The 271-nt window shown below is 74.2% G+C and carries 1 protein-coding gene; it reads left to right on the top strand.

The window, feature by feature from the left end; genetic code table 11:
- A partial coding sequence (locus tag KZZ06_RS20860; RefSeq protein WP_219581870.1) for a Maf family protein occupies window positions 1-271 on the top strand: 271 nt, incomplete at both ends.

The raw sequence follows: 271 nt of genomic DNA, 5'->3' as shown, positions 1-271 counted from the left end.
CCCGCGGGCGCCGCGAGCGGATCGTCGAGAGCCGCGTCCGGTTCAAGCGCCTCTCGGGCCGCGACATCCAGGGCTACGTGGCCTCGGGCGAGTGGCGCGGCAAAGCCGGCGGCTACGCGATCCAGGGACTGGCCGGAGCCTTCGTGGTGAAGCTGGTCGGCTCGTACAGCGGCGTGGTCGGCCTGCCGCTCTACGAGACCCTCCGTCTGCTCGACGGCGAGGGCTATCCCGTCCGGGCCGGGTGGGGCGCCCTGGCAGGAGCCGCGAACGC

The organism is Sulfitobacter sp. CW3 (genome assembly GCF_019392245.1).
In the GTDB taxonomy this organism is placed as follows: domain Bacteria; phylum Pseudomonadota; class Alphaproteobacteria; order Rhodobacterales; family Rhodobacteraceae; genus Sulfitobacter.
This window is presented reverse-complemented; position numbering and strand designations above follow the sequence as displayed.